Source organism: Leucobacter exalbidus, assembly GCF_017834145.1.
GTDB classification, from domain to species: Bacteria; Actinomycetota; Actinomycetes; order Actinomycetales; family Microbacteriaceae; genus Leucobacter; species Leucobacter exalbidus.
In genome coordinates, this window is sequence record NZ_JAFIDA010000001.1 from 2,646,222 (window position 1) to 2,666,614 (window position 20,393).

The following is a 20,393-nucleotide window of genomic DNA, read 5'->3' on the forward strand; positions in this document are numbered from 1 at the left end:
GCAGAATGCGCGAATACAGGGCGCTCGGTGCGACTGCGGGTAGGCTGACTGGTATGACTGAAGCGCACAAGCCCCGCCAGACGGTGTCGAAGGCGGTCATTCCGGCCGCGGGCCTGGGGACCCGGTTCTTGCCGGCGACCAAGGCGATGCCCAAGGAGATGCTGCCGATCGTGGATAAGCCCGCGATTCAGTACGTCGTTGAAGAAGCCGCGCAGGCTGGCCTCGGCGATGTGCTGATCATCACGGGCCGCAACAAAGACAATCTGCTCAACCACTTCGATAGCGTGCCCGAGCTGGAATACACGCTCGAGCGCAAGGGTGACGAGGGCAAGCTCGACAAGGTTCACCAGTCGAGTGAGCTGGCCGAGGTGCACTTCCTGCGTCAGGGGCAGCCCAACGGGCTGGGCCATGCGGTGGGGCGTGCGCGCTGCCACGTCGGCGATGAATCGTTTGCGGTGCTGCTGGGTGATGATCTGATTGATGCGCGTGACCCGCTGCTTGATCGCATGATCGCTGAGCACGATTCCCGTCAAGCGACCGTGATCGCGTTGATGGAGGTGCCGGCCGAGTCGATCCATCTGTATGGTTGCGCCGCGGTTGAGGCGACCGATGTTGATGACGTGGTGCGCATTACCGGGCTGGTGGAGAAGCCGTCGGCCGATGAGGCGCCGTCGAACCTGGCCGTGATTGGCCGGTACGTGTTGCGCCCCGAGATCTTTGATGTGCTTGATGTGCTGCCGCCTGGCCGCGGCGGTGAGATTCAGCTCACTGATGCGTTGCATCATCTGGCTGAGGGTCACGGTGACGCACCGGTGTACGGTGTGGTGTTCCGTGGTCGCCGGTATGACACGGGAGACCGTGCTGACTGGATCAAGGCGAACGTGTTGTTGGGTGTTGATCACGAAGAACTGGGTGAGGAGATCACCGATTGGGTTATCGGGTTCGCCGAACAGCTTCGCGCACGACGCTCAAACGGCTAACGGTGCCGATCGGGCACGAGATTAGCGAGCCCGCGCCCCGCTTTGCCGGGCGGGTGGGGCTGCGACTGGTGCACCCCCGCGACGCCAACGTGCTTGCCGTGCTGCTCACTCAAAATCGGGGCTGGCTGACCCAGTGGGAAGCGACGCATCCTTCGGGGCGGGGGAGCGTACCCGGATCAGTACCCATGCGCCCGATCATCAAGTCGATGCGCAAACAACTGCGTGCCGGCACCGGGGTGCCCTTCGTGATCACCTACGACGGTGAGATCGTCGGGCAGCTCAGCCTTGCCGAGATCAGTGGCGGAGCACTGCAGTCGTCACAGATCGGGTACTGGGTCTCGCAACACGTGGCCGGGCGGGGGATCGTACCCACCGCGGTCGCGCTCGCGATCGATTACCTGTTTGAAGAACTGGGGCTTCACCGGGTCGAAATTTGCATTCGCCCCGAGAACGCGGCCTCGCTGCGCGTGGTCGAAAAACTCGGGATCCCCTACGAGGGTCGCCGTGCCTCCTACATTCATATCGACGGTCAATGGTGCGACCACGACTGCTTCGCGGTCGTGCGCGACAATATCCCGCCCGAACTTTCTGCAGCGTTACGGCGGGCCTTCGAGGTATAGCCTGCGAGGCCGCTATGCCTGGCGCGCGCAAAATTGGTGCGTGCCAGGGTTGCAACTTGGGGCGAACTATGGCCTCGCTGGAGAAGCGGTGAAAGATTTTCGTCGCACACGCCGCCGCAGAAAATTCGGCGGCGCGCCGGGCGCCGTTCTCCAGCTGAACACCGTACAGTGAGATTCATGACTGGCGGCGTACTCGGAGGCGGAGTGATCTTTGTGGTCGCTGCGCTGCTTTGGGCCGCCGTGTTGGTGCCCTCGTGGATGCGGCGCCGTGAGTTTCGTGCGGCCGAGCGCAATGCCCTGCGGTTGCAGCGCACGCTGCGCGTGCTCGCCGAAACCAGCGAAGTGCCCGAAGAGATTCGTCTCGAGGCCACCGCCAAAGAAGCGCTCGCGCACGAGAAGATTCTGCGCAGTGCCCGTAAGCAGCTCGACGCTGAACGTGCAGCCGACCTGGCTGATGCTCGCGCCGAGCAGGTGCGCGCTGAGATTCGTGCCCAGCAAATGAAACGAAAAGAGCGCGCTGCGGTGCATGCTTCACGATTGCGCCGCCCCGTTGTTCGTCGCGTGCGCGCCACCGCTGCCCTCGGGGCAGTGCTCGGTCTGCTTACGATGCTCGTGGGTGTCGGCGTGGCTATCGCCGGCGTCGGCGCTGCCGCACTGATCTGGGGTGCGCTCGTCACCGCCACCTCGGTGGGCGCGCTCGTGCTGCTGGCCCCCGGCCGCGTGCGCACGAAGGTGCTGCCGGTCGAGATTGAAGTGTGTGACGAAGCTGCGCAGCTGCCCGTGCAAGTGGAGCCCGTGGCCGTTACCGACGTTTCGGCCCAGGCTGAAGCGCACCGCCGCGCACAGCAGGCAGCGGCCGAACGCATCGAGCGAGCACGCGCACTGGCTCGCGCCCGTGCTGCGCGCCCCGCGCCCCGCGAAAACCAGATCGACTCCATGTTGCTGGGCGAACCGGGTGCGGTTGCTGCCGCGGCTGCTGCCGCCGTGGGAACCCTGCAGCCCGAGCGTCGCACGCTGACGCCCGAGCATGTACCGGCGCCTCGGCCTGCGGTGGCCCGCCCCGCAGCCGCTGCATACGGTGCAGCTGCGCCCCGCCCCGCGGTGCCTCAGGCCCCGCGGTACACCTCGCAGCAAGAAGCGGCTCGCGCTCGCCTGCGGCAGATGGGCGTAGTGGGGGACACCAGCGAGGGCATGCTGAATCTCGATGACGTGCTGCGTCGTCGTCGCAGCAGCTAGAACCCGCAGTTCAGCGTCATATTTGTGACGCACAAACGGCGTGTTTAATTTTTCTGCGCCGTTACCCGGCTGATATTCTGAAGCTCGTTAAGGGTCTGTAGCGCAGTTGGTAGCGCGCCTCGTTCGCATCGAGGAGGTCAGGGGTTCGATTCCCCTCAGATCCACTCTAAATAAGCCTCTGATCAGGTTTTTCTCACGGCGCTGAGATTATTTCATCTTCGTGTCAACACTCACGCCAACGGGACACATGTTTTCGTTTGCTGTGCTTCACTTGCAGGCCGCGGTCTGCAAGGCCGTTCTTGGGGTGGCGCTGCGGTAGCGCTAAACTTCGATCACTTGCGTGCGCATGAAGTGGGGCGGCTGGGAACTAGAATATGCAAGTGACCCCCACTATCTGGCTTTCCCTTGTGTCTACGAGTGTAGTTATTAGCCTCACTCCCGGTGCCGGAGCCATCAACACCATGGCGAATTCGCTGTCAGTGGGGTGGAGGCGCTCCTTCTGGGGCGTACTTGGCCAGCAGCTTGCGTTAATGGCTTACCTGATCATCGTCGCGGCTGGCGTCGGAGTGTTCGTGGCGAACTCTCCGATCATGTTCAATACCATTCGGTATCTTGGAGCGGCCTACCTGGTCTACCTCGGTATTCGACAGCTTCTCGCCCGGCCGACGGCCTCAACGGCCCCCGACAAGACCGAGATGGAAGCCGTCGGCGCGTCAGTCGGAGCGCTCATTCTGCGTGGATTCTGGGTGAACATCTTGAACCCCAAGGCTGTGGTGTTCTTTTTGGCCTTCGTGCCCCAGTTCATTAAGCCCGACCTGCCACTGGTGCCGCAATACACACTGCTCGCCGTGACATTGGTGGCTGTGGACGTATTAGTCATGTGGGGGTTCTTTGCGACCGCTGCGAAACCATTTCGTGGCTTCGCAGCAACCCCGCGAGGGCAACGCATCATCGGCCTCGTGTTTGGGGTGCTGTTTGTGCTCATGGGAATTCTGCTGCTGTTCTTGCACTAGACACGAACACGCGGGTGTACAAAACAGGGTCTGACATCCGCTAAGCTTAGTTCTTGGGCCCCTATAGCTCAGCGGTAGAGCTTCGGACTTTTAATCCGCAGGTCGTAGGTTCGATCCCTACTGGGGGCACCAAAGTAACACAATAATACGCCTGGTCAGAAACTATTTCTGACTGGGCGTTTTTTTGTTGTCGTAATAATCCGCAGGTCACGTGGGGCAAATCTGGGGCAGCGACGTCGCCCTAGGCGAGCGGCCTCCGTGTTAAACCTCACCTTTTATGCCTGGTGGAGCGTACCGCGGTACTGAGTATTTAGTCGATGCGGTAGGACTCAAAGTTTCCAGTGACTTGGCGCCTAGGGCATGTCTCGTAAATGTTGTGTCCAGGCGATGACCGCGTGAAGTAACACTGCTGCCCGGTACGTCAACGACAGTTTGTCGTACCGGGTTGCGATGCCTCGCCACTGTTTCACGTGGCAGAACCGTCGCTCGATCACGTTACGTCCTCGATAGTTCTCGGCGTCGAGTTTGGGTGGGCGACCGCCCTGACTTCCGCGGCGTTTGCGATGCCCGATCTGGTCTCTCGGTTCAGGGATGACCGCCTCAATGCTGCGCTCGCGTAGATGGGCGCGAATTGCGCGAGACGAGTATGCCTTGTCGCCGCGGACCGCGTCCGGGCGAGTGCGCGGCCTGCCAGGCCCGGTTCGTTCCACACGCAGAATCTCAAGCAGCGGCAATAACATCGGCGAATCGCCGTCTTGCCCGGCCGTGCAGACAGTCACCAGCGGCAACCCGTTGCCGTCTACGAGCTGATGAATTTTAGTCGAGAGGCCGCCGCGAGAACGACCCACCGCATGATCAAGCGGCTCGGTCAGCAGATTCTTGTAATTCGATGTATCCCTTTTTTAGGCGCGTCACGTTCGTTGCGTGCTGATGCGCGCGAGCGATCGTGGAGTCCACCGAAATCGACCAATCAACCATTCCGGCAGCATCTGCCTCCGCCATCAATTGGCCAAGGAGGGCATCCCAGGTGCCGTCTGCGGCCATGCGGCGATGCCACCGCCACACTGTCTGCCAAGGTCCGAACGCGGCAGGAAGATCACGCCAAGCAATGCCGCACCGGTAGCGATAAATGATGCCCTCGACCATGGTGCGGGCATCGGCATAGGGGCGCCCTTGTCGACCAGTCGGGCCAGGAAGCGATCCCGAAATCAGGTTCCACTGGTCATCGTTGAGGAGCTGGAATCTTGACACGCATCAACGATCCCAGACTCCACCCCAAATCTTTACGAGACACGCCCTAGTACTCGGTGATGGTTATTGAGCGGGCTCAATAATCGAGTAAGGATAAAGCCGCATCCTGTGCTCGATGGAAAAGTGAGCAAGGCTGCTCTGCACGCAAAGCAGCCTTGCTCTTTCAAGACGTGAATGCTTCACTGGCTGCATGAGCCACTTGTCCTCTGCGATCGTTCGTTACACCGCGTGCGCGCTGGGCGTTTTCTCGGCAGGGCTGGCCCTCGCCGGGTGCGCGAGTTCAGCCGCAGCCCCGTCAGAGACGCCTGCTGAGTCTGTCGCTGTGCTGGGAACCTGGGCCGAAGCGCAAAGCGCCCACCCCGCAAACATCGAGATCAAGGACGGCAACCAATTTGTCGCGTTTGACGGCTGCAATACGTTGAACGGTACCTGGCAGCAAGACGGGGAGACCGTCGCTTTCGAGACGATTTCTACGACTGAAATGGCGTGCTCAGACGAGGCCTGGCTCACTGGCCTCGCAACCGGGCACATTGCGGGCACCGAAATGACCATTCTTGACGCCGAAGATCATGAACTGGGGCGTCTCATTCGTGACAAATGATCGACCGCCACGCGCACGATAGCTGCGCTCGAGGTGAACTTCGGGTGGTCTCGGGTGTGTGATCAGCGAGACCCGCGTAGACTCGCTGAGTCGACCGGCTGTCCTCGGTCACAGGTGGAGTGAAATCGTGTCTCGTGAATATATGCGCCCCGTGCTGCAGCCCAGCGCACGCTTCGACTGGCGTATCGGCGCCGACGAACCCGGGGCCGTCTCGCGCCTCGCTCAAGAGACCTCCTGGGCGCTGCTCGACCGCGTACGCAGCGTTGCCGACCCCGCCGTAGTTGAGCGAGTCGTGGGCCTCGCGGCAGGCGACGAGGGTATCGACGACATCGCCGAGCTGTGGGCTCGCGAAGGCGAGCACTCGCTCGCGGGCGTGCTGTGGCGCCTGTACTTGCTGCGTCGGGCGGTTGCCGCTGATGCCGCCGGATCAGCCGACCTGTTTCGCCGCGGCATCGTGGCCGCAGAAACCATTGACCCGGTGGTGGCGGGTGCCACCGATCCGGTGACGCCCGAGTCGATCTCACTGCTGTGCGAAACAATATTGCGTGGAGCTTTCTTGGGGGACATGGGTGCCGCGCTTGATCGGGCGGCCAGCTACTGCCGCGTGATGTCATTGGGGTCGGCCGATCTGGCTGATGCCCGCGACATCTTGGACGACGAACACGCGGCTCACCTTACATCGCGCGCCCTGCGGTATTCCACGATGGCCCACGAACTGCACGCCGGGGCACGCCGCTGGCGCGACGGTACCCTCGCGTAGTTGAGGAGCTCAGCGGATGAGGTAACCCTGGGACGCAGGCGCACCCGGGCCGGGGAACCTGTGCACCAAACAGCACTCTCCACTACAATTAAGAATGCCGGGCCGCAGTAACCCCGGGCTCCAATTTTTGCCGCTTCGAGCGGCCTCCCGCCGAGAGGCGTTTCTGCGGCTCGGTTTTTTCATGCCCAAAATAATGGGCGGCAGAACTTTGTTCCGTGAGTGGTTATGCCCGCTATGTTTACGGTCGCCGTATCTGAAGCAGCGATGGGCGCAGCGCTACCCCACATGCACCCATGGGCGATGCTGCACCTGGGGTTCTGCCTCACGCAGCACCTCGCGCGTGACGGGGGCAATTTCACCCTCACCGAATAACAAGAACCGCAGCAGATTCAATGCCGGGTTGCCCTCGGTCCACCTGAAGTACAGGTGCGGTGAGACGCCGGCCACGGCCTGCAGATGCAGCGCCACAGCGGCCAACGCGTTGGGCACGCTCGTGCTTTGTACCGTGAAAATGTCGTACCCGTAGCGATTGGTGCCCTTCACCTCGAGGTCGCCCTCGAAGTCAGAACTGTCGGTGATCTCGACCTCGATGAAAATAACCGAGGCGTGAGGCAGCCCGTGGGCGGCACGCGCATGCCGCAGTTTCGCCTCGTACCGTTCGGGGGAGACATCGGTGGGTTCGTGCGCGATCAACCGCACCACCTCGCCCTGAGCGTCGAGCATCTGCTGCGCTGCGGCATCGAGGGTCACCGCGGTCGCCCGAAGCTCCATCGAGCGGGCAACGCGTGACACGAAGCTCACAATCACAATGCCCAGAATGAAGAGCCCCGCGATTCTGATGCCGTCGGGCCGCTCGATGACGTTCGCAATCGTGGTGTAGATGAACACCACCGAGATGATGGAGAAGCCGATGGTGGCGCCCTTTTGGTGTGCCGCCCGCGCGTGCAGGGTGACGGCGATTGCGGCCGATGTGATGAGCACGAGCACGCCTGTGGCGTAGGCGCTGCCCTGCGCGTCAACGCTCGCCTGAAAGATGATCGTGATGAGAAACCCGACCGCGGTGAATACGAGCACGAGGGGGCGGGTGGCGCGGGCCCACGCGGGTGCCATGCCGAAGTGGGGCAGGTAGCGGGGCACGATGTTGAGCAGCCCAGCCATGGCCGATGCCCCGGCGAACCACAAGATGGCGATCGTGATGGCGTCATAGGCGGTGCCAAACCCCTCACCCAGATAGGTGTGGGCGAGGTAGGCGAGGGCACGGCCGTTCGCGGCGCCGCCGGGCTGAAACTCGGCCGCGGGAATCAGGGCGACCGTCGTAATGGACGACGTCACGAGAAACCCACTCATAATGAGCGCTGAGGTGGTGAGCAGCCGCTTTGCGCCGCGAATACGGCCGACAGGGTTCTCTTCGGTGTCGTTGGCGTCACCGCGAATCTGAGGCATTACCGCGACGCCGGTCTCGAACCCCGAAAGTCCCAGCGCGAGTTTCGGAAATACGACGAGCGCGATGGCGATCACGAACAGGGGATCGCCGTGCTGGGTGGTGAGCACGTTCCACCAGTCACCGAGCATCACCGGGTGCTGAATCAGCTCGGCGGTAGCGACCGCGATCACCACGAGGTTGGCGACGAGAAACAGCCCCACGAGCACGGTGGCGAGTTTGATGGCCTCGCGAAAGCCGCGCAGAAATACAACGCCGAGGCCCGCGAGCAGGGCGAGGGTGATTACGACTTCTTGGCCGTGAAACGCGGCGGGTGTGAACGGGTTCTCGATGAGGTGGGCCGAGGCATCGGCTGCAGACAGCGTCATCGTAATCATGAAATCGGTGGCCGCGAAGCCGAGCAGCGCGAGAATCACCAGCTTGCCGCCCCAGCGCGGCAAGAGCTTTGCGAGCATCGAGATGGATCCGGTGCCGTGGGGGCTTTGCTCGGCGACCCTGCGGTACACCGGCAGGGCGCCCGCGAGGGTGATGGCGACGAGCACGATGGTGGCGAGGGGAGCGACCGCGCCCGCCGCGAGTGCGGCGATGGCGGGCTGGTACCCGAGCGTTGAGAAGTAGTCGAGGCCGGTGAGACACATCACGCGCAGCCAGTGGGTGCGGCGTTCGGGTTCGGGCCGACCGTGCGGGCCAGAGTGCCGACCGGGGGCCTCAGCAGTCTCTGCGGTGAGCCACACCCTCTGCGGTGAGCCACACCCGTAGTGCTGCGCGCGTTGGGTGGCGTGCGGGTTCGGGCGGTACATTTTCAAGCGACGATTGCGTCGCGCTATTGATCACGGCGCAACATTACTCCTCGCGGGGCCGCGGCACTACCACTAAATAAAGCCCGGCTCCCAGCGAATTCGAAGCGAATGCTGGGAGCCGGGCTAAAAGACCTGGTGGGTTATCCGAAACGGCCACTCACGTAGTCTTCGGTGGCCTTGATCGCCGGCGTCGAGAAAATCGTTGACGTGTCATCGAACTCGATGAGCTTGCCGGGCTTACCCGTGCCAGCGATGTTGAAGAACGCGGTGCGGTCTGAGACGCGCGACGCCTGCTGCATGTTGTGCGTCACGATCACGATCGTGTACTGCTGCTTCAGCTCCGCGATGAGATCCTCGATCGCGAGGGTCGAGATCGGGTCGAGGGCCGAGCACGGCTCATCCATCAGTAACACCTGGGGGGAGACCGCGATGGCACGCGCGATGCACAGGCGCTGCTGCTGGCCGCCCGACAGACCCGATCCGGGCTTATCGAGGCGATCCTTGACCTCGTTCCACAGGTTCGCACCGGTCAGTGCGCTCTCGACCAGCTCCTCAGCGTCACTCTTCGAGATGCGGCGGCTGTTGAGCCGCACGCCCGCGAGCACGTTCTCACGAATCGACATCGTGGGGAACGGGTTGGGGCGCTGAAACACCATGCCCACCTGGCGGCGCACGAGCACCGGATCAACGCCGGGGCCGTAGAGGTCTTCGCCATCGAGCAGCACCTCACCCTCGACGCGTGCGCCGGGGATGGCCTCGTGCATGCGGTTGAGCGTGCGCAAGAACGTCGACTTGCCACAGCCCGACGGGCCGATGAACGCGGTGACGGTGCGGGGCTCGATGTTCATCGTGACGCCCTCTACCGCGAGGAACTTGGAGTAGTAAACGTTGAGGTCAGAGATCTCGATGCGCTTCGACATGCTGAGTGCTTTCTGTTGGTGAGAAGTGTGTGGATCTTGCGCGGGGCCGCAATCGGCGGGAACGTGTGCGCGAGATGAGGAGTGGTTAGCGGCCGAACTTCGGCGAGAACCACTTAGCGATGAGTCGTGCCAGCAGGTTGAGTACCATCACGATGACAATCAGCAGCAGCGCGGCGGCCCACGAGCGCTCGATGAACGCGAAGGCCGGGTTGCCCTGGTTGGCGAACTGCGTGTACACGTACACGGGCAGCGACTGCATGCGGTCTGAGAACAGGTTCAGGTTCATCGATGCGGTGAAGCCGGCGGTGATGAGCAGCGGGGCCGTCTCGCCGATGACGCGGGCGATGGCGAGCATGATGCCCGTGGTGATGCCCGCGATTGAGGTGGGCAGCACAACCTTGATGATGGTGCGCCACTTGGGCACGCCGAGGGCGTAGGCGGCCTCACGCAGTTCGTTGGGCACGAGGCGCAGCATCTCTTCGCTCGAGCGCACGACGACCGGGATCATCAGCACCGCAAGCGAGACCGCGCCCACGATGCCCATGCGCACGCCGGGGCCGAGGAACATGGCGAAGATCGCGTACGCGAACAGGCCCGCGACGATCGAGGGGATACCGGTCATCACGTCGATGAGGAAGGTGATGGTGCGGGCGAGGCGGCCGCGGCCGTACTCGACGAGGTAGATCGAGGTGAGCAGGCCCATCGGCACAGCGATGATCGTGGCCGCCAGTGTGATCAGCAGGGTGCCGTACATGGCGTGCAGCGCGCCGCCGCCCTCACCGGTGACGTTGCGCATCGAGGAGTTGAAGAACTCGACGTCGAAGCGGGCGACACCGTTCGACACAACAGTGATGCCCACCGAGATCAGCGGCACCATGGCAAGCGCGAACGCGCCGGTGACGAGGCCGGTGACGAGGCGATCAAGCGCCTGACGGCGACCCTCGATGAGGCTCGACATTATCCAGATGATGACGAGGTAGCCCAGGGCACCCACCACAGCAGCGCCGACGAGCGAGAACTCAGACCCGTTGGCGACAGCGAGCAGGATGAACAGCGCGATCGACGCGACATAGCTTGCACCCAGCAGAATCCAGGGGGCGCGCTTCGAGAGCCGGTTACCGGCGAGGCTCGAACCGGCCTGTACGGGGCGCACGGTGATCGGCGGGCGGGTCGCCCGATCCGGAGCAGCGTTCGTGAGCTGGCTCATCAGTTTGCCTCCTGGAATTCGGCGCGGCGGCTAACGATCCAGCGCGCGAGGGCGTTCACGAGGAACGTCACGATGAAGAGGATGAGGCCGGTGGCGATGAGAATGTTGATGTTCTCGCCGTAAGCCTCGGGGAACGACAGCGCAATATTTGCGGCGATCGTGGAGGGGTTCTCAGAGGTGAGTAGCTTCAGGCTGACGAGGCCGGTGGCCGAGAGCACCATGGCAACGGCCATGGTCTCGCCCAGCGCGCGTCCGAGGCCGAGCATGGCCGCCGAGACGATACCGGGGCGGCCGAAGGGCAGCACCGCGAGCTTGATCATTTCCCAGCGGGTGGCGCCGAGCGCGAGCGCGGCCTCCTCCTGCAGCTTGGGAGCCTGGAGGAACACCTCGCGGCAAATGGCGGTCATGATCGGCAGGATCATCACCGCGAGCACGATGGCCGCGGTGAGAATCGTGCGGCCAGTGCCCGAGACAACCCCGCCGAAGAGGGGGATCCAGCCGAGATTGTCATTCAGCCACACATACACGGGGCGAATGGTGGGCGCGAGCACACCGATGCCCCACAGGCCGAAGACCACGCTGGGCACCGCGGCGAGCAGGTCGACGATGTAGCCGAGCAGCTGCGCGAGGCGCCGGGGCGCGAAGTGCGAGATGAAGAGCGCGATGCCGATCGACAGCGGCAGCGCGAACAGTAGCGCGAGGGCCGCAGCCCACACCGTACCGAACACGAGCGGGCCAACGTACGACCAGAAGTTGCTGGTGAGTAGCGAGGCGGTCTCATTGGTCGCGTTGAACGCGGGGATACTGCGCACAATGAGAAACAGCGCGACGGCGCCGAGAGTGACAAGAATCATGCTGCCTGCGAAGACAGCGGCGCGTGAGAAAACGCGGTCGCCGATGCTCAGCACGGTCTTAGACCGTGATGCTGAGGCACGCAGCGTATTCGGTGACGGGTCACCTGGGGGCGTAGCGCCAGCAGGTGAGGTACCTGTGGGCGTTGCGCCCGAGGGCGTGGCAGTGGAGTGGGTCACTCGGGCTCCTGTGTGGGAACGGGCTGGACGACCAGAAGAGGGCCGCGAGGGTTACCTTGACGGTAACCCCTGCGGCCCACTCTTGGCTAGCTGATGGCGTCGATCGCGGGGGTGATCTTGTCGCGCAGTGAGGCGGTGATGGGCGCGCTGCCCGCTGCCTCGGCGGCGGCCGACTGGCCCTCTTCGCTCACGATGTAGCTGAAGTACGACTTCACGAGCTCTGCGTTCGCGGGGTCTGCGTAGGCTTCGCAGCCGACGAGGTAGCTCACGAGCACGATCGGGTAGACGCCGCTCTCGGTCGACTTTCGGTCGAGCGTGATCGCGAGGTCGGTGGCGCCGCGGCCCTCTTCGAGCGGTGACGCGTCAACGATGGCCGCTGCGGCCTCGGGGGTGTACGCGACGTACTCTTCGCCGACCTTGATCTCGACGGTGCTGAGCTCGCCAGCCTGTGACGCATCGGCGTAACCGATGGTGCCGACACCCGAGGTGACCGCTGCAACGACGCCCGAGGTGCCCTGGGCACCCTCGCCGCCGAACTCTGAGGGCCATGACTCGATCGCGCCGACAGACCAGTCATCGGGGGCTGCCGCTGCGAGGTAATCGGTGAAGTTTTCGGTCGTGCCCGACTCATCAGAGCGGTGTACCGCGGTGATTGCGAGATCGGGGAGTTCGACGCCTTCGTTCTGATCAGCAATTGCCGGATCATTCCACTTGGCGATCTTGCCCTCGAAGATCTGCGCAACGGTGGGCGCATCAAGCTTGAGGCTTTCGACACCTTCGACATTGAAGATCAACGCGATGGGCGAGATGTATGCGGGGAACTCGACGATGCCGCTGTCTACGGCGCAAGCTTCAAAGGGGCCGGCGGTGATTTCTTCGGCCTCGAACGCGCGGTCTGAACCAGCGAATGAGCTGGCACCCTGCTGGAACGTTTCGCGGCCGGCACCTGAGCCGGTCGGGTCGTAGTTGACCGTAACGCCTGAGTTGGCGGTCTGGAACCCAGCGATCCATGCGTTCTGCGCGGCATCCTGTGACGACGCGCCTGCACCGATGAGCTCACCGGCGAGCGATGACGATGAGGTCTCGCCGTCAGAAGCCGCGGGGGCCTGCTCGTTGGCTGCGCAAGAGGTCAGAGTAAGTGCTGCGAGGCCGCTGATGGCTGCGACCTTGGTCAGAGCTGAGAGCTTCACTGGGGTGATCCAATCTAGAGAACGGATGTTGTCATGGCCTGTGCCACGTCACTAACACTAGAAAGCTTGGGTGTCTTGCGGCTCGCTAATGGGTGAACAGCGGGTGAACTCGAGCACGAAGGAAGCTGAGGGGGCTTTGTGGCGCAGGTGTCGTGGGCTGCGACTACCATTGAACAAATGAACGGGATCAAGAAATATGCACTGGCAATGTCGGCGGCGCTGCTCGTCTTAGCTTCGGTGGGCTGTGCGCCAGAGCCCGGCACTGAAGCCGATACCAAGACCTCAACGTCTGCAACAGATGCCAGCGCTGAGGAGTCAGGCGCGGGCGAATCAGACGCTGCGGCCACCCCTGAGGCACCCGCGGCCGAGCCCGTGTCGCTGCCCGGCGCTGGCCCCGAGTGCCCCACTGACCACTGCGTGAGCGTGGCGGTGTCGGGTGACCTGTTGTTCCACGAAGGACTGTGGTCGCAGTACGCGATCGAAACGAACGAGGCGGGTCAGAACTTTGACTTCGTGCCTTTGCTCGAGGGCCAGAAGGCGTATCTCGACCAGACCGATCTTGCGGTGTGCCAGATGGAGACGCCCCTCGCCCCGGTGGGCGGCCCCTACCTGGGATACCCGGCGTTCAGCACACCGCCCGAGCTCGCAGCCGCGGTGAAGGCCGTCGGCTACGACGTGTGCACCACCGCCTCAAACCACACGGTGGATCAGGGTACCGAGGGGCTGCTGCGCACCCTCGATGGGCTCGATGCCGCGGGGATCGCGCACACCGGCTCGTACCGTGCCGAGGGCGATCGTGACGAACCGCTGATCGTTGAAGCGAACGGCGCGAAGGTGGCCATCTTGACCTCGACGTTCTCGCTGAACGGGCTGAACGCTGAGCACGACTGGCAGGTGGACTTTCGCATGGAAGAGCCGCGCGTTGATCCCGAGCGCATGATTATCAAGGCGCAGAAGGCGCGCGACATGGGCGCCGATCTCGTCATCGGTGTGCAGCACATTGGCGAGGAATACTGGTCAGAGCCGACACCGGGTCAGATGGAACTGGCACACCAGCTGCACGACAGCGGGCTGTTTGACTTTGTCTACCAGCACCACGCACACGCCGTGCAGCCGCTCGAAGACTACAACGGTAAGTGGGTGCTCTACGGCACCGGCAACACCATTAGCGAATCAGCGCCCGCGGCGCAGCAGGTGAACAACGAGTTCTTGATGACGCGAGTGCAGTTCGCGAAGCAGGCCGACGGCACTTGGACCACCAACGATGTGGCCTGGAACGCGGCCACGAACACCCAAGATGGTGCGTATAAGTGGTGCTCGGTGATGCCCGATCAGCCGCAGGGTGTGTGCCAGTCACCCGAGTTCGACAGCGGTGTGCTGTCGCGCACGGCCGCCACGGTGAACGCGATGGGCGCTGCAGAATCAGGCGCACACGAGTGGCTCGTGACGCAGGAGTAGCCCGGGGGCTACGCCGCTAGAACAGTGAGCGCGCCGGGCATCGACTGCACATGAAACGGGCCAACGCCCACTTCGTCGCCGTCGGCAAATGCGATCTCATCGCCCGCGTCGATACACACACTCTCCACCGAGGTGATGCGCACCTCGGGGAGGGTGGTGTGTTGGCCGCGGGCGAGCAGCCCCAGCACGCTGAACAGCCGCAGCTTGCGGGCGTGCGATACCTCGACCAGCTCGAGCCGCCCGTCATCAGTACGCGATAGAGGTGAGATTGGGATCCCGCCGCCGAGCGTGCGAATGTTCATCACCGTGGCCAACAGCCCGGTGTAGCTGCGGTCAGCGGTCTGCTGCGTGTGCGGGGTCTGTGTGCGCGGGGTCTGCTGCGAGATGCGGAACGTGCGCGTGCGCAGCGCCAAGATCTCGGCGATCAGACCGTAGGCGTAGCGCAGCGGGCCGATGGGCAGCCGCAGCGCGTTCGCACGACGATTGATCGCGGCATCAAAGCCGATGGAGAGCCCGCCCGCGAACCAATGCTCGCGAGGGCTGCCATCAGCGCCGTGAAATGTGACCCTCCCAAGGTCGACCCGCCGCGGTCGCACTTCGGCGGCGAGCAGCCCCGTCACCGCGGTGGCGGGGTGGCGCGGCAGATCAAACTGGCGCGCAAAATCGTTGCCGCTGCCCGCGGGCACGATGCCGATGGGCAGCTTTCTGGCCGTGGGCACCTGCAACACGGTGCTGATGAGCCCGTCGCCGCCGACCAAAATCAGGCCGCGCAGGCCGCCAGCAATCTCTTGCGCCAGCTGCCGCTGGCTCTCAGCCGCCGAAGACGCCGAAATCGTGACCCAGGTCACCCCGGCCGCGCGCAGGGCACGGCCCACCTTCGCTGCCACCCGCGGCCCCCGCCCCAGCGCTGAAGCGGGGTTCACGACGAGCGCGAAGGGGAGATGAGCGGGCGAGCGCGGGGCGCCGGTCAATGCTTAAAGGGGTACATTTCGACCCCAAGAATGCCAGCACCCGGGCGGGTGCGTGAGAAGTGAAACACCGAAAATCCGCCGGGCGGCAGCGCGGTCGCCTCGGCCAAATAGTCACCGGGCACGCTGCCGGTGGCGAGCACGAGTTCGCGGGCGAGATCGGGCAGCACCGGCCGGTGGCTGCACACAATCGCGTTCTTGCCACGCTTCACGATTTTGCCCACGAGTGAACGGGTGAGCGATAAATCGCCGGCATCCCAAAAATCTTGGCTCAGCGCCTCGTTAGCGCGCACCCGCTTGTCAAGGTGCTCGGCAATCGGCGCCACGGTCTCGAGGCAGCGCACCGCCGTCGACGAGTAGATGCGCCGCGGCCCGAAGGCTGCAAGCGACGGCACCAACACCTCGGCCTGTTCGTCACCCACCGTGGTGAGCGGCCGCTGGTGATCCTCGGGGGAGAGCGGGCTGCGCGGCGCGGCCTTGGCATGCCGCAGCAGCGTCACCGAGAACGTGTCGAGCAGATCGTGCGAAGCCAGCCGCAAAAACACGTCAAAGAGCTCGCGGTCGGCTTTATAGCTCAGACGGGCGCGGGCACGCGACGCGGGCACCCACTCGAGGGCCTGCACCTCACGATTGGGGGTGAACGTAGACGCCAGCGCACACGCGGGGGTCACCTCAGCGGCCCAGTACTGCACCGTTTTGCGGGCGGTATCGCCCACGGTGTAGTTAATGGTGCCCAGGTTGAGGCCGAGCGAGACCTGCAGCCCGGTCTCCTCGTGCGTTTCGCGCACGGCCGCCTGTGGCATGCTCTCGCCGGGGTCAACCTTGCCCTTGGGGAAGGACACATCACCCTGTTTGGTGCGGTGAATGAGCAACACCATCAGCTGATCAACGGGGGGCACCACAGCGGCGCCGGCCGTAGCGGCCGAGCCGCCCGCGACGGTCGTAGCGCTCGCCGGGGTGCCCGTGCCCGATCGGGCAGCGGCTTCGGCGGGCACGCGACGCCAGCAGACGGTGCCCGCGGCAAGAATTTCGCGACTCAACGGGGTCTCCGTGACCGCGCCTGGGTGCGGTCGTTCATCACGAGGTCTTGCAGGTCTGGGAGCAGGTCACCTCGCTCATTAACAATTCGGCGCTGCCAGGTACCATCGGCGAGCATGCGCCACGACGATACTTCGTCGCTGAACGCAAACTCAAAGAAGCGGTCGATGCGCGCGAGGTGCTCACGGTCGGTCAACTGCACGAGCACCTCGATGCGGCGATCGAGGTTGCGGTGCATGAGGTCGGCGCTGCCGATGAAGATCTCACGCGATCCGGCATTCTCAAAAGCGTAGATGCGTGAGTGCTCGAGGTAACGGCCGAGCACCGAGCGCACCTGAATCGTTTCAGACAGCCCGGGGACCCCGGCGCGAATCGAGCAAATGCCGCGTACCCAGACCTCGATAGGCACTCCGGCCTGGCTGGCCACGTACAGCGCATCGATGATGGCCTCGTCGACCATCGAGTTGGCCTTCAACTTGATGCCACTGGGCAGCCCGGCGCGGGCGTTATCGGCCTCGCGGGCGATGCGGTCGAGCAGACCTTGGCGCAGCTGCAGCGGGGCCACGAGCAACCGGTCGTAATCGGTTTCGATGGCGTAGCCCGAGAGCACATTGAAGAGCTTCGTGACGTCGCGCCCCACGTCGGGTGACGAGGTGAACAGCCCAAAGTCTTCGTAGATGCGGCTGGTCTTCGGGTTGTAGTTACCGGTGCCGATGTGGCAGTAGTGCGCGAGCCGGTCGCCCTCGTCGCGAATCACCTGCACAAGCTTGCAGTGGGTCTTCAGGCCCACCATGCCGTACACCACGTGCACACCAGCCTGCTCCAGTTTGCGGGCCCACGAAATGTTGGCTTCCTCATCGAAGCGGGCCTTCACCTCAACGAGCGCGAGCACCTGCTTGCCGGCCTCGGCCGCCTTGATCAGCGCGGCAACGATGGGGCTATCGCCCGAGGTGCGGTACAGGGTCTGCTTAATAGCGAGCACATCGGGGTCGGTGGCTGCCTGCTCGAGGAACGCCTGCACACTCGTGGCGAATGACTCGTACGGGTGGTGCACGAGCACCTCGCGGCGTGCGATCGCCGCGAACGTATCGGGCTTGTCACTGGGCGAGTTCGTGCGAAACTTCGGGTGCGTGACCGGAATATGCGGCGCAAACTTGAGGTCTGGGCGGGGAATGCGTGCGAGCGCGAACAGGCCACTCAGATCGAGCGGCGCGGGCAGCGTGTACACCTGCTCGGCATCGATATCGAACTCGCGCACGAGCAGGTCGAGAGTGGCCTCGTCCATGTCATCAGAGATCTCGAGGCGAATGGGCGGGCCGAAGCGGCGACGCAGCAGCTCTTTCTCGAGCGCCTGAATGAGGTTCTCGGTCTCGTCTTCCTCGATCTCCATGTCTTCGTTGCGTGTGACACGGAAGACGTGGTGGTCGAGTACCTGCATGCCGGGGAAGAGCCCGTCGAGCTGGTTCGCGATGAGCGCTTCGAGCGGAATGTAACGCACATCGTCTTCGGTTTCGCGGCGATCCACGCGCACATAACGCGGAATCATTTGCGGCACCTTGAGGCGCGCAAACTCGGTCTTTTCGGTGTTGGGGTTGAACACGCGAATCGACACGTTGAGGGCGCGGCCCGAAATGTAGGGGAACGGGTGAGCCGGGTCAACAGCGAGCGGCATCAGCACGGGGTAAATGTTGTGCTCGTAGTAGTTCGTGAGAATTTCGCGGTCTGCGCTATCAAGCTCTGACCACTCGACGATACGAATGCCGGCCTCGGCAAGCTTGGGCTGCACCTGCTCCTTAAAGCAGGTCGCGTGCCGCAGTTGCAGTTCGTAGGCAACCCGGTTAATGTCGGCGAGCACGTCAGTGGGGGCGCGCCCCACATTGGTGGGCACGGCGAGACCGGTGACGATGCGGCGCTTCAACCCGGCGACGCGCACCATAAAGAACTCGTCGAGGTTTGACGCGAAGATCGCGAGAAAGTTTGCGCGCTCAAGCAGCGGAACCGTGGCATCCTCAGCGAGCTCAAGGACGCGCTGATTAAATGCGAGCCAACTGAGCTCGCGATCGATGTAGCGGTCTGCCGGCAGGGCTTCTACGCCCTGGACGATGCTGGTTTCTTCGCTCATGTGTCCATTCTGTCACTAGGGGTGCCCAAATCGGGCCTTAGCCACTGGCGGCTACGTGAATCAATGGTGAACTCGGCGCGTTCATACAGCCCCACGGCGGTGCTGTTGTCACCGTCGACGTACAGGCTGACGGCGCTGGGGCGGTGCTCGGCCATGCGCGCGAGCGTGGCCCGGAGTAGCAGCTTGCCCAATCCCTGGCCCGCATAGCTGGGGCGCACGCCCACGGCGTACAGCTCGCACGACACGTCGCCGCCATCGCGCAGCGTCTTCACCCAGGTTGATCCGGCAAGCTCGCCGCCCGCGTCGAGCAGCAGCAAATCATCACTGTCAAACCAGGGCTCGAGGCGCATCTGGGCGAAATCGGCGACCGTGATGCGGCCCTGCTCGGGGTGCGTCGCGAACGCGGCAGCGTTCGCCGCGACCCACGCGGCCGCATCGGCGTCGACGCTCGCCTCCGCGCCAAACGCCCGCAACCGCAGCCCGGCGGGGGTGGGAAGCGCGAGCGGCGCAACTTGGTCGGTGGGCAGCAGATCCGGATCAAGAGCCATGCGGTACAGCGACCGTGCGGGGTGGAAACCCGCCGCGGTCAGCGCGGCATCGGTCTCGGGGCGGTCGCCGTGCACCCACGAGCGCACTTCGCCCGGGGCACGCTCGAGCAGCAGGCGCAGGGTCTGCGCCGTGAATTCGGGGGAGCGCAGGCCCGCGATGATGGCGAGGTCGAGCTCGCCCTCGCCGATGATGCCGACGCCCGCAAGGTCTGCGGGAATGGAGTGGCTCGCGGGGAGCGGGTCGCCCGCCGTGATGAGAAACAGCTCGCGGAGGCCGGCGGCCGCGGCCAGCATTGCCTGGTCAGATACGGGCGATGCGCCGTCGGCGAGCTCAATCTCGGTGAGCAGCGCGCGGGCGTGCGCCAGCGATTCGGGCTGTGTCACAGCGTGCAGTTGCGGGTTCGACATCGGTGCTCCTTCACTGCGCGGGGGCGCGGTTACGCGAGGAAAATTTACTCGGCGTCTGCCTGATGGTCATCCTCGGGCGTGTCGCGCGCACGGGCAAAGCCGTAGCCCACGCCGCGCACCGTGCTGATGAGGCCATCGTGCTCACCCAGCTTGGCACGCAACCTGCGCACATGCACGTCAACCGTGCGGGTGCCGCCGAAGTAGTCGGTGCCCCACACCTCAGACAGCAGCTGTTCACGTGTGAACACGCGCTCGGGGTGCGCGACTAAGAAGTAGAGCAGCTCAAACTCTTTGTAGGTCAGGTCGAGTGGCCGGCCGTGGAGGCGGGCGGTGAAGTTGGCCTCGTCGATGACTACACCGGCGGCGTGCACCTCAGTTTGGGCGCCCTGCTCGGCCACGTTGACCGCGGGGCGCAAAAGCCGCAGACGCAGTTCAATCTCTGCGGGCCCGGCGCCGGGAAGCAACACGTCGCTGACACCCCAGTCGGGCTGCACCACGCCGAGCGCAGACTCGGGGAGCACCGCGATGCGCGGGGCGCAACTGGTGGAGGCGAGCTCTTTACACACCTCGCGCGCAAGCCGCACATTGTGCGAACCGTCGACAATGATGCAGTCATACTGCGAGCGCATGGCGGGCGGTAACCGCAGCCCCAGCGGGGAAACCCGCAGGTCGTGGACCAGCAGCTCAAGCGAGGGCAGGGCATCTGCCGGGGCGCGGTCAGTGAGGCAGAGTAGCTGCATGGGCGCGTCCCTTCGCCGACGGAGGTGGGGTCGTCGACCATATTACTGGTCGCGGCATAGA

18 protein-coding genes and 2 tRNA genes are annotated in these 20,393 nt (G+C 64.1%); 9 read left to right on the top strand and 11 right to left on the bottom strand.

Features of this window, described 5'->3' with window-relative positions:
* Positions 1-53 precede the first annotated feature (53 nt).
* The 6 genes from galU to JOF28_RS11965 all read left to right on the top strand — a co-directional run bounded on the left by galU (position 54) and on the right by JOF28_RS11965 (position 3,981).
* Positions 54-980, top strand: a complete 927-nt coding sequence (galU, locus tag JOF28_RS11940) for a UTP--glucose-1-phosphate uridylyltransferase GalU (RefSeq protein WP_209705947.1) — start codon at positions 54-56, stop codon at positions 978-980.
* A gap of 2 nt (positions 981-982) precedes the next feature.
* On the top strand, positions 983-1,600 hold the full coding sequence (locus JOF28_RS11945) for a GNAT family N-acetyltransferase (RefSeq protein WP_209705948.1): 618 nt from the start codon (positions 983-985) through the stop codon (positions 1,598-1,600).
* Between the two features lie 177 nt (positions 1,601-1,777).
* Positions 1,778-2,836, top strand: coding sequence for a hypothetical protein (locus tag JOF28_RS11950; protein WP_209705949.1), 1,059 nt, complete (start codon positions 1,778-1,780; stop codon positions 2,834-2,836).
* Positions 2,837-2,927: 91 nt separating this feature from the next.
* Positions 2,928-3,000, top strand: a tRNA-Ala gene (locus JOF28_RS11955).
* A 210-nt stretch (positions 3,001-3,210) separates the two neighbouring features.
* A complete protein-coding gene (locus JOF28_RS11960; RefSeq protein WP_209705950.1) occupies positions 3,211-3,849 on the top strand; it encodes a LysE family transporter in 639 nt (212 codons plus the stop codon).
* Positions 3,850-3,906: 57 nt separating this feature from the next.
* Positions 3,907-3,981: transfer RNA gene (locus JOF28_RS11965), tRNA-Lys, on the top strand.
* Positions 3,982-4,202: 221 nt separating this feature from the next.
* On the opposite strand, the gene JOF28_RS11970 is transcribed toward JOF28_RS11965, so the two are convergent.
* Positions 4,203-5,100, bottom strand: a protein-coding gene (locus JOF28_RS11970) for an IS5 family transposase (protein WP_209705613.1) whose coding sequence is annotated in 2 segments (ribosomal slippage) — positions 4,203-4,742 and positions 4,744-5,100 — 897 coding nt in all. Because the reading frame shifts where the segments join, the coding sequence is not laid out codon by codon here.
* A 190-nt stretch (positions 5,101-5,290) separates the two neighbouring features.
* Between JOF28_RS11970 and JOF28_RS11975 the strand changes: the two genes are divergently transcribed.
* The gene (locus JOF28_RS11975) at positions 5,291-5,701 is read left to right on the top strand and encodes an META domain-containing protein (RefSeq protein ID WP_209705951.1); all 411 of its coding nucleotides are present in this window, start codon (positions 5,291-5,293) and stop codon (positions 5,699-5,701) included.
* Positions 5,702-5,828: 127 nt separating this feature from the next.
* Complete coding sequence (locus tag JOF28_RS11980) at positions 5,829-6,461, top strand: hypothetical protein (RefSeq protein WP_342452167.1); 633 nt, start codon at positions 5,829-5,831, stop codon at positions 6,459-6,461.
* Positions 6,462-6,737: 276 nt separating this feature from the next.
* Here the strand turns inward: JOF28_RS11980 and JOF28_RS11985 are convergent, their stop codons facing one another.
* The 5 genes from JOF28_RS11985 to pstS all read right to left on the bottom strand — a co-directional run bounded on the left by JOF28_RS11985 (position 6,738) and on the right by pstS (position 13,050).
* The gene (locus JOF28_RS11985; protein WP_425342489.1) at positions 6,738-8,702 is read right to left on the bottom strand and encodes an APC family permease; all 1,965 of its coding nucleotides are present in this window, start codon (positions 8,700-8,702) and stop codon (positions 6,738-6,740) included.
* A 140-nt stretch (positions 8,703-8,842) separates the two neighbouring features.
* Positions 8,843-9,622, bottom strand: a complete 780-nt coding sequence (gene pstB, locus JOF28_RS11990; protein WP_209705952.1) for a phosphate ABC transporter ATP-binding protein PstB — start codon at positions 9,620-9,622, stop codon at positions 8,843-8,845.
* Positions 9,623-9,707: 85 nt separating this feature from the next.
* Positions 9,708-10,829 (bottom strand): phosphate ABC transporter permease PstA, encoded by a 1,122-nt coding sequence (gene pstA / locus JOF28_RS11995; RefSeq protein WP_209705953.1) that lies wholly within the window; start codon positions 10,827-10,829, stop codon positions 9,708-9,710.
* Entirely contained in the window at positions 10,829-11,767 is a 939-nt protein-coding gene (gene pstC, locus JOF28_RS12000; protein ID WP_209707090.1) for a phosphate ABC transporter permease subunit PstC, read from the bottom strand. Before pstC ends, pstA begins: the two co-directional genes overlap by 1 nt.
* Positions 11,768-11,946: 179 nt before the next feature.
* Complete coding sequence (gene pstS, locus JOF28_RS12005) at positions 11,947-13,050, bottom strand: phosphate ABC transporter substrate-binding protein PstS (protein ID WP_209705954.1); 1,104 nt, start codon at positions 13,048-13,050, stop codon at positions 11,947-11,949.
* 177 nt (positions 13,051-13,227) lie between these two features.
* On the opposite strand from pstS, the gene JOF28_RS12010 reads away from it, so the two are divergent.
* Positions 13,228-14,508, top strand: coding sequence for a CapA family protein (locus JOF28_RS12010; protein WP_209705955.1), 1,281 nt, complete (start codon positions 13,228-13,230; stop codon positions 14,506-14,508).
* An 8-nt stretch (positions 14,509-14,516) separates the two neighbouring features.
* On the opposite strand, the gene JOF28_RS12015 is transcribed toward JOF28_RS12010, so the two are convergent.
* From JOF28_RS12015 to JOF28_RS12035, 5 genes are read right to left on the bottom strand one after another with little or no spacing between them, the layout of a single operon-like run.
* Positions 14,517-15,479: a diacylglycerol/lipid kinase family protein gene (locus JOF28_RS12015; RefSeq protein WP_209705956.1), complete on the bottom strand. Its 963-nt coding sequence runs from the start codon at positions 15,477-15,479 to the stop codon at positions 14,517-14,519.
* On the bottom strand, positions 15,476-16,516 hold the full coding sequence (locus JOF28_RS12020; protein ID WP_245189962.1) for an NUDIX hydrolase: 1,041 nt from the start codon (positions 16,514-16,516) through the stop codon (positions 15,476-15,478). The genes JOF28_RS12015 and JOF28_RS12020 overlap by 4 nt, the downstream gene beginning before the upstream one ends.
* On the bottom strand, positions 16,513-18,636 hold the full coding sequence (locus JOF28_RS12025) for an RNA degradosome polyphosphate kinase (RefSeq protein ID WP_209705957.1): 2,124 nt from the start codon (positions 18,634-18,636) through the stop codon (positions 16,513-16,515). Before JOF28_RS12025 ends, JOF28_RS12020 begins: the two co-directional genes overlap by 4 nt.
* The gene (gene mshD / locus JOF28_RS12030; protein ID WP_209705958.1) at positions 18,633-19,592 is read right to left on the bottom strand and encodes a mycothiol synthase; all 960 of its coding nucleotides are present in this window, start codon (positions 19,590-19,592) and stop codon (positions 18,633-18,635) included. The genes JOF28_RS12025 and mshD overlap by 4 nt, the downstream gene beginning before the upstream one ends.
* A 44-nt stretch (positions 19,593-19,636) precedes the next feature.
* Positions 19,637-20,332 carry a winged helix-turn-helix transcriptional regulator gene (locus tag JOF28_RS12035; protein WP_209705959.1) on the bottom strand — a complete coding sequence of 232 codons (696 nt, stop codon included), beginning with the start codon at positions 20,330-20,332 and terminating at the stop codon, positions 19,637-19,639.
* Positions 20,333-20,393: the final 61 nt, after the last annotated feature.